The sequence below is a fragment of the Streptomyces sp. NPDC088252 genome (assembly GCF_044740965.1).
Lineage (GTDB): Bacteria > Actinomycetota > Actinomycetes > Streptomycetales > Streptomycetaceae > Streptomyces.
In genome coordinates this window covers 1-8,199 of the sequence record NZ_JBIURS010000059.1, presented here as the reverse complement: position 1 = coordinate 8,199, position 8,199 = coordinate 1, and the positions used below count along the sequence as shown (strand labels likewise).

The window sequence follows — 8,199 nt, the reverse complement described above, 5'->3', positions numbered from 1 at the left end:
GGTCGAGGCGTGGTCCGAGGACGCGCTCCAGCGAGGGGTGGAACTGGGTGAGCAGGCCGCGTATCCGGTTGCTGGTGCGGGTGGCCTCGGACGCGGGGTCCTGGTCGAACCCGACGAGGACGGTGAGTTCGGCGGTGATCTCGTCGGTCAGTTCCGGGGAGCGCAGGGTGTGCGGCATGGTGCGGGCGGCGTCCGCGATCACGGCCGCGTCCTTCGCGTCCGTCTTGGCCTCGCCCGGGTAGAGGTCAGCAATCCGCCGCATGGCCAGGCCGGGCAGGTATGCGACCTTGCAGCCCGCATCCCGGGCCACGGTCAGCGGAAGTGCGCCGATGGAGGCCGGCTGATCCACGATGACCAGCACCGTGCCGAACTTCGCGGCCAGCTTGTCGAACACAGCCCGCAGCCTCGGCTCGCTGTTGGGCAGGGACTTGTCGAAGACCTTCTTCCCGGCCGGAGTCAGCCCGTGGCCGTGGTGGGCTGTCTTGCCGACGTCCAGGCCGAGGAACACGCCCGTCGAACATTGCGCCCTTCCAGGGTTGTTGAACGTGCCGGCCTCGGCAGTGGTGTCGTACGCGCGCATCCACGTTATGCAGACCTGCCGCCCGCGAGCTGTCCGGCGTTGCGCCGGACCGGGCGGTGGCCGGACCTCTGATCAGCGTCTCCGACGGCACCTTCCGGGCCCGGTGACACCACCCCCCATGTCATCCGTTCGACAGGGGGCAACAGTCATGCCGGGCCCGGAGGCCAGCGGCCCTCTTGCAGGACCGCGGAAAACATAACGGGGGGTAACCGTCGGCAGCGGGCTGGTGGTCGGTCGCGGCGGACACCTCCCACCATGCGCCCCCGCTTTGGGTGGCGCGTGGGCTCCTCCCGCTACCCGCGACCTACTTTGCGGCTGGTGTCTGAACCAGGCTCCTGGGCGGGTTGCTGGCGTGTTTGTTCACGGTAGCGCCGGGTCGGGGTGCTCCGGGACGGTACGGACGAAACCCGGCGGCGGGCGGCGGCGCCCGGGGAGTGCCCTGGAGGCATGCGCACCAAGGACGTCCGGGTGGGCGAGACGTACCGTTGCGAGATGCCCTTCGCGCTTCCGTGGCGGCGGTACCGGCCGGAGACGATGGGCGACTCCTGGTGGCCGCCGAGCTGGCTGCGCGGCACGTACTTCCCGCTGTCTGTGGTTGACGTGGACACCGCCGCCCGGACCACGCTGGGCCTGGTGACGGGGGCGAGCACTCGGGTCACGGTGGAGCTCACCGAGAACCAGGCGCAAGAGGCCGGCCTCCCGCCCGGAGGCGGCCTTGAACTCCACCTACAGACCCACGCGTCCACCCCCACCTTGACGGAAATGGGCATCTGCGATGGCCTCAGCGACCAGCTTGTGCAGGTCGCTGTCCGTCGCTCCGGACTCCTGTGCCGCCAAGATCGTGGCCGCGTGGGAGGGCGAGACGGCGACGCCGGCGTCCCGCACCCGGCCCGCATCCGATGTCCCCTCCGGGCCGAATCCGAAGTAGTGCAGCTCACGACTTGCCCTTACTCTTCTTGGTTCGATGGGCGTGCCGGAGACAGGACGATCCGTACATTGGTGGCGTCGTCCGGCGAGTCAAGATCTACTTGCATGAGCCATGTGCCGGGCGCGAGTCGGAGCGCGTCGTCACTGTCGGCGTCTCCGACGGACAGCACCCCGGACGGGAGGTCGATCGTTGCTTGATAGGCGAAGTCTGCTGCGGCCGTCTGACGGACTTCTACCGCCAGGACAACGTCCGCTTCCTCCTTGGCAACCAGACGCGCGTGCCGGACCCGAATGGCCACCCAGCAACGCGAGGTCCATATCGGGCCCGGACCATCCAAATCACCAAAGTCTCCCTCCTCTTCGTCGCTGGCGTAGATGCAGCCCCAGTAATAGGACCGGGTTCGGCGCAGCCGCTCACCTGTTTCCATCGACATATCTTGCCCCAGCGCAACACAGCAGCAGGTCAACGCCTGGGCGCACTCGGCCCGGGTCGGTATGTCCTGGATATGAGCGAACACCGTCCGTATCCGAGTGACCCGTCCGATGCCCGTTGGGAACTGGTGGAGCCGGTGCTGTCCGCCTGGCGCTTCGAACGCCGCTGCAGGGCCCTGGACTTGGGCCGAGCTCCCGAGCATGACCTGCGCGGAATCCTGGACGCGATCTTGTACGTGAACCGTACCGGGGCGCAGTGGCGCTACCTGCCACACGACTTCCCATCCTGGGAAACCGTCTACGGATACTTCTCCAAGTGCGAGAAGAGCGGGGGTGTTCGCCCAGCTCAACAGCCTACTGAAGCAACGGGTACGGAGACAGGACAATCGCGCCGCAGAGCCGTCGGCCGGCATCATCGACGCACAGAGCGTCAGCGTCAAGGCTTCCACCAGCGTTCCGGCCGCCGGCCAGGGGACGGATGCGGGCAAGAAGATCGTCGGCCGCAAGCGGAGCATCCTGACCGACACAATCGGCCTTCTGCTCGCAGTGCTGGTCACCGGGGCCGGCGTCCAGGACTCGGTGGCCGGCACCCAGCTCCTCAGCCAGGCCGCCGCAAACCATCCCAGCCTTCGCAAAGCCTGGGTCGACGGTGGCTACCGCCAGCACCTCGTCGAGCGTGCCGCTGCTCTCGGCATCGACATGGAAATCACCACTCGCACCCCCAGGACCAGGGGATTTACCCCGATACCCAAACGCTGGGCGGTCGAACGGACCTACGGATGGCTGATGCTTACTGACTTCGGCTCGTCAGGGTGATCTTTGTCGATGTGCCTGATGGGCCTGGGGTGCGGGCTGTATCTCGTGTTGTGTGAGATACGCGGATGGGGGCGGGCTGACGGCCGCAGGGCGGCAGCGTCGGGAGGCCGTACGGCGGCAGGCGGCCGAGTTGTTCGAGCAGAAGATCAAGCCTCTGGAGGTCGCCCAGCGTCTCCGGGTGAGCCGGAAGTCGGCCTACCGGTGGCACCAGTTGTGGCGGGACGGCGGGATCGAGGCCCTGGACTCGCGCGGGCCGAACGGATCCCGATGCCGTCTGTCGCCGCGCTGCCTGGACAAGCTCGCCGCGTATCTGGAGGAGGGGCCGGCCGCGCACGGCTGGGTGGAGGACCAGGTGTGGACCGCGGCGAGAGTGGCCACGCTGATCGGCAGGAAGTTCCACGTCTCCTACAGCGTCTCGGGCGCCACCCGGCTGATGCACCGGCTCGGGTTCTCCCCGCAGGTCCCCGTGCGGCGGGTCGCCGAGCGCGACGAGGAGGCGGTGAAGGTGTGGAAGGAGGCGACCTGGGCGGAGGTAAAAGGGCCCGGGCGGCCTGCGGGGGCTACATCTGCTTCGAGGACGAAGCAGGCTTCACCCGCCGACCGCCCCGAGGCCGGACCTGGGGACGACGCGGACACACCCCGGTCGTGACGGTGAGCGGACGCCGCTCGGGGCGGCTGTCGGTGGCCGGGCTGATTGCGATGCGGCCCGGCTCACGGACCCGGCTGTGCCATCGGCTGATCGCCCACCCGGCGGGCAAGGGCAAGCGCCGCAGCATAAGCGAGCGCGACTTCATCGCTCTGCTCGACGGCGCCCACCAGCTCATCAAGGCACCGGTCGTGCTGGTCTGGGACCGGCTCAACACCCATGTCTCCCGCACGATGCGAGAGTTGATCGACGGACGGGAATGGCTGACGGTGTTCCTGCTGCCCGCCTACTCGCCCGACCTGAACCCGGTCGAGGGCGTGTGGGCCCACGTCAAGCGCAGCCTGGCCAACCTCGCTGTCGTCGCCCTGGACCGCTTGGAGGTCCTCGTCCGCAACCGGCTCAAACGACTCCAGTACCGGCCCGAAACTCTCGACGGCTTCATAGCCGGCACCGGCCTCACCCTCGACAACCCGACCTCACCCTGACGAGCCGAAGTCAGTATGGCCACGGTGTGGGGGACCCCGGCGGAAGCCGGTTGTCAGTCGCCCTGGGTAGGGTTCCGGGGCATGGTGCTTAAGAGTTTCTATGACTTGAGGTTTGGTGTGTCTCCCGGCGGGGCCAGGAAGGACGCGCACCACATCTGCGGCAGTCTCGACGAAGCCATGCGTGCTCTGGACTCCGAACTCGAGGACTACATCAACGTATGGCTGCTATTCGACTACGGCCCCAGTACTGAGCTGGCCCTGGACGTGTACCAGCAGGGCGAACGAGTGCGTTCGATCGATCTTCACCCGTTCATCACGATCCGAGTCGACGGCTACCCGGACATCACCTTCCGCGGACCAGGCGAGCCGACCGGCTACGCCATTGGCGCGGATGATCCAGAGAAGGTGAGGATGGTGCTTGCCGACGGGATGTTCGAAGGCGACCTCGACGGCAGGACCGAGGTCACTGTGGACTGGGGCAGCATCCTCGTCCCACCGCTCGTGGGCGACATCGCAGAGCACGGTGACTACGTCAAGCTTGGCGATGGCGCCCTCGATGACCTTACCGACCTCGATGACCTCGACGAGGACGAGTTGGCGGATGAACTGATCGACCGGGGCTGGGCCGAGTACGGGGATCACGATTTCGAGGCGTGAGCCGGGCGCCGGCCTTCGGACTTGGCCATGGATGCTCAGTTTCATGGCTCTTGGGTGGTTTCTCGTCGGTAATGACCACCGCGGGCTCAGGCCTGGTGGCGCAGGCGAGCTTGAAGGACGTGTATTGACCGGATTCAACTGGTCGTTGCAACACCGGTTCATTGGAGCAGCAGTAGCTGCTCGTTGAATGCCTCGGCTGGTGTCTTCCAGCCGAGTGTCTTGCGGGGTCTGGTGTTGAGAGCGTGGGCGACGGCATCGATCTCCTCGGCGGACCACCTTGAGAGATCGGTGCCTTTCGGGAAGTACTGGCGCAGGAGCCCGTTGGTGTTTTCGTTCGTGCCGCGCTGCCACGGACTATGAGGATCGGCGAAGAACACTGGAATGCCAGTCTCGACTCTAAACTGCGCATGAGCCGACATCTCCTTCCCCCGATCCCATGTCAGCGACCGTGCCAACTGCTCGGGCAGTGTCGACATCGTGTTGGCGAGTGCGTTCTTCATCGTGATCGCCCCATAGCCGGCCAGCGCAGGACCGCGTCCCGCTTTCCCCATATAAGTCGGCGGTTCAGATCGGCGTGTCACGCGACTTGAGCATCACCTCCTGATTCGCGGGGCGTTCTTCCCGTATCGTCCACACATGGACACCACTACTTCACCCCGCGTCCTTGTCATCGGGCTTGATCCGTATCGGGTGCCCGGGCCGTGGGATCCCGAGCCGGTCGCCAAGGCGATCGAGGCGGGACTGACCAAGTTCGCCGAACACGGCATGGGCGTCGAGACCTGCCTAATCGCCCTTGATGGAAGTGACGACGTGGAAGCGGTCGTCGGAAATGCGCTGCGAGCCCATCCGTGGGAGTGCGTCACCGTCGGCGGTGGCCTGCGGCACTCAGACGATCAAGTTGAACTCCTCGAGCAAGTAATCAACCTGGTCCGGCGGCACGCACCCGATGCGGCCATCGCGTTCAGCAACACCCCAGCCACTACCTACGAGGCCGCTGCCCGTTGGATCGAGTGACAAACTACGGGACTTGAGCGTCCCCGACTCGTCGTCGGGACGCTCGACGAGCTGGTCGCGTTCAAAGCCTCCTCCTCCCAGGTTGTGGCCCAGACCAGCTCACACAGCAGTGCCGCGAGCCGAGGCCCGACGCGCGGGTCAAGCCGTGTCAAGTACGAATCTGACGCGGTGCCCGATGGCTCGCACTGCGGGCCGTCGCCGAACGGCAGGAGAGGTCCGTCGACGTCCAGGAACAGCAGCGGGCGTTCTTTGCGCTCACTCATGCCGCGGCGTCCTGCTCACGCTCGACCAGGACGCCGCGTTCGAAGCGGGCGCGCTGCGGGCGAGGGCGACGAGGTGGGGTGCGATGATCGCGCGCCAGCGGGCCTGGGCCGACTCGGCGAGCTTGAACACCATCGCCAGGGCCGCGACCGGCTGTCGGTGCCCTGAATCGCATGTTCGATCAGGTTCCGGTCACTTCCGGTCGATCATTGTGATCTCAGGATTTCCGGTCTGACTCTCGGCCGAGAGGCGGGCTGCGTCTTGCCATGGCCCCAAGTGCCTTGCACAAGCCGTAGTTGAGGGTGAGAAACCCATGACCGAGGAGGTCGAGAACGCCGACAAGGTCGGCAGCATCAGCGCGGACCGGTACGCGGGGATCGTGGCCGAGCTGCGGAAACTGGTGGAGACCGCCAGCCGGATCCAGTTCACGATCGGCGACTACGCGCTCCAAGTCGAGCCGATGCGCGAGGCCGGCGGCCAGGAGCGGAGCGACTCGCCGTTCCAGGTTAAAGACTCGTTGTTCCGTCTGGCCGAGGACACCGAGCTGTCCTACGCGATGGTGGACAAGGCCTGGTGGGCCGCGTCGAAGTGGCCGCAGGACCAGCGGGTGCCTGGAGTGTCATTCACGGCCCGCCGGATCCTGGCGTCCATCGCCGACGGCGAGGAGCGATTCGCCACGATCCTCAATCCGCCTGAGGGACAAGTTCCGTTGGACGCCGGACGAGGCCAACCGGCGGGTCGGACGCCAGGTCGCCAAGCCCGTCACCCCGCAGGAGAAGGTCAGCGCGATCCACTCGCTCGCCGAGGACGACGAGGTCGCGGGGCGTGTCACCGGCGGCCTGCTGCGGCGGCCGGAGGTGGTCGCGCAGGTCAGGGACGAGGACAAGGTCCGTGTGGTGGAGGAGCTGACCCGCGAGGACCAGTTCGCGGCCGCGGTCGCTCCGGACTTCCTGCGGCGCCCTGCGGTCGTCGCCCGGGTCGCCAAGGCGGACAAGGTGAAGGTCATCGAGGAGCTGACCCGTGACGAACGTGTCGCGGCCGAGGTGACATCCGGCCTGCTGCGCAGGCCGGATGTCACCTTCAAAGCCATGTCGGACGACACCGCCCGCCACCAGGTCACAACCTCTTCACTTCACCGACGAGGCCCGGAAGGCGTTGCTCGGCAAGCCGGACGCCCCTTCGATCCGCCCGCTCACCGAGGCCGATGCGCGGGCCTTCATGCAGTTCGAGGCAGCGGCGTCCGAGCAGGATCTCGACGACGCGTCCGTCGAGCTGGACCACTGGGCGGTCTACAGGGTCTTCGAGGACGGGCAGCTGGTACGCGTGGCGCGCATGTACCCGTGGGACGATGCGCCGCTGGCCGACCTCGGCGTGCTGACACTCCCGCCTCACCGGGGCAAGGGCCACGCCCGACGCCTCGTGCGCGCGATCTCCCGGCACGCCCTCGCACGGGAACACGAGCTGCAGTACCGCTGCCAGCTCGACAACCACGCCTAAGGGCTGTCCCGCAATCCCTGGCGGGCGCGCGACGACAGCTACGGCACCTCGCCGCGTTGTCGGAACGTCCGCATACATCCAGTATGCGGATGTCCCTCCGCCTTGCGATGCACCGCATCCGACGCCGCGCACTGATCCACCACGGATTACGGGACAACCCTTAGGTGGCGGCGGCCGAACCAGCCGGCCTGACCCGATTCGGAACCTGGGACATCGTCTCGCCGGACTCGGCCGTGTAGGCAACGCTCGCCCGTTCCCGCTGCCTGCCGAACCCGCCGAAGCCCTCCAGCGCCCTGATGGCCGGACCGGGCCTGCTGGCCTGCACCAGCACGGCCGCTGCCGGGGCGGGCACCGCCGGGGCGACCCTGTCGGCCAGCCTTCGCATCCCGGTCTGCTAAGAACTCGGGGTGCTCATTGTGATGTTCATCTGACGGTCCTGGGTCTCTCCCGCCCAGGTTCTGATCCGTTGAGGGTGTGGTCTTTCATGCCATCCGGACTTCGATCACCGCCAGACTTCGGCGGCCGCGCGCAAGACCCCGGTCGCACATCATCGGAGCTTCTTCATGCTCGCAGTGCTTCTTCTTCCTGGCGCGCTTCGTGCCTTCCTCCCCGCCCTGATCGCCGGGTCCGCTCTCGCTATGGGCGGCCTCCGACGCATGGTTCGCCCTCTTGCTCATGGGAGCGATCGCTCTTGCACTTGCCACAGCTGTGCCATTCGCACGACTGCGCAAGATCGGACCGCCTGAGGTCCACACTCCCGACCGTTGCGAGCACAGCTGACCAGCGACCTGGGCTTGATCCGCTTTGACGGACATCGGAGATCAGAGGCTTTGGCCTCGGAAGGATGATGTTCATCATGGAGAGCATGGGGAAGAAGCCGCGTC

Annotated in this window: 9 protein-coding genes and 5 pseudogenes; 7 read left to right on the top strand and 7 right to left on the bottom strand. The window is 66.8% G+C overall.

Annotated features, from left to right (window positions below; translation table 11 throughout):
• Both ACIOHC_RS43595 and ACIOHC_RS43590 read right to left on the bottom strand, forming a co-directional pair.
• Positions 1-580: IS110 family transposase (locus tag ACIOHC_RS43595; RefSeq protein ID WP_401846976.1), on the bottom strand; the 580-nt coding region annotated here is incomplete at its 3' end.
• Positions 581-1,527: 947 nt separating this feature from the next.
• Positions 1,528-2,025 carry a hypothetical protein gene (locus ACIOHC_RS43590; protein WP_351080003.1) on the bottom strand — a complete coding sequence of 166 codons (498 nt, stop codon included), beginning with the start codon at positions 2,023-2,025 and terminating at the stop codon, positions 1,528-1,530.
• Between ACIOHC_RS43590 and ACIOHC_RS43585 the strand changes: the two are divergent.
• From ACIOHC_RS43585 to ACIOHC_RS43570, 4 genes and pseudogenes are all read left to right on the top strand, one after another.
• Positions 2,014-2,728 (top strand): annotated as a pseudogene (locus ACIOHC_RS43585) (IS5 family transposase); the annotation flags it as partial. The gene ACIOHC_RS43590 and the pseudogene ACIOHC_RS43585 overlap by 12 nt on opposite strands.
• A 103-nt stretch (positions 2,729-2,831) precedes the next feature.
• Positions 2,832-3,404, top strand: coding sequence for a winged helix-turn-helix domain-containing protein (locus ACIOHC_RS43580; RefSeq protein WP_351080029.1), 573 nt, complete (start codon positions 2,832-2,834; stop codon positions 3,402-3,404).
• Complete coding sequence (locus tag ACIOHC_RS43575) at positions 3,320-3,886, top strand: transposase (protein WP_365694847.1); 567 nt, start codon at positions 3,320-3,322, stop codon at positions 3,884-3,886. The genes ACIOHC_RS43580 and ACIOHC_RS43575 overlap by 85 nt, the downstream gene beginning before the upstream one ends.
• Before the next feature lie 81 nt (positions 3,887-3,967).
• Complete coding sequence (locus ACIOHC_RS43570) at positions 3,968-4,543, top strand: hypothetical protein (RefSeq protein ID WP_351080005.1); 576 nt, start codon at positions 3,968-3,970, stop codon at positions 4,541-4,543.
• A gap of 158 nt (positions 4,544-4,701) precedes the next feature.
• Here ACIOHC_RS43570 and ACIOHC_RS43565 read toward each other — a convergent pair.
• Positions 4,702-5,079, bottom strand: a pseudogene (locus tag ACIOHC_RS43565) (IS30 family transposase); the annotation flags it as partial.
• A gap of 100 nt (positions 5,080-5,179) precedes the next feature.
• Here ACIOHC_RS43565 and ACIOHC_RS43560 point away from each other — a divergent pair.
• A complete protein-coding gene (locus ACIOHC_RS43560) occupies positions 5,180-5,557 on the top strand; it encodes a hypothetical protein (protein WP_351080007.1) in 378 nt (125 codons plus the stop codon).
• Between the two features lie 65 nt (positions 5,558-5,622).
• Here the strand turns inward: ACIOHC_RS43560 and ACIOHC_RS43555 are convergent.
• A pseudogene (locus tag ACIOHC_RS43555) lies at positions 5,623-5,820 on the bottom strand (hypothetical protein); the annotation flags it as partial.
• Positions 5,817-5,965, bottom strand: a pseudogene (locus tag ACIOHC_RS43550) (IS256 family transposase); the annotation flags it as partial. The pseudogenes ACIOHC_RS43550 and ACIOHC_RS43555, both read right to left, overlap by 4 nt.
• 166 nt (positions 5,966-6,131) lie before the next feature.
• Between ACIOHC_RS43550 and ACIOHC_RS43545 the strand changes: the two are divergent.
• A pseudogene (locus tag ACIOHC_RS43545) lies at positions 6,132-6,897 on the top strand (DUF6192 family protein); the annotation flags it as partial.
• 76 nt (positions 6,898-6,973) lie between these two features.
• A complete protein-coding gene (locus ACIOHC_RS43540; RefSeq protein ID WP_365694777.1) occupies positions 6,974-7,315 on the top strand; it encodes a GNAT family N-acetyltransferase in 342 nt (113 codons plus the stop codon).
• Positions 7,316-7,475: 160 nt separating this feature from the next.
• On the opposite strand, the gene ACIOHC_RS43535 is transcribed toward ACIOHC_RS43540, so the two are convergent.
• Both ACIOHC_RS43535 and ACIOHC_RS43530 read right to left on the bottom strand, forming a co-directional pair.
• Positions 7,476-7,700 carry a hypothetical protein gene (locus ACIOHC_RS43535; protein ID WP_351080011.1) on the bottom strand — a complete coding sequence of 75 codons (225 nt, stop codon included), beginning with the start codon at positions 7,698-7,700 and terminating at the stop codon, positions 7,476-7,478.
• Between the two features lie 97 nt (positions 7,701-7,797).
• Positions 7,798-7,992: a hypothetical protein gene (locus ACIOHC_RS43530; RefSeq protein ID WP_351080012.1), complete on the bottom strand. Its 195-nt coding sequence runs from the start codon at positions 7,990-7,992 to the stop codon at positions 7,798-7,800.
• Positions 7,993-8,199: the final 207 nt, after the last annotated feature.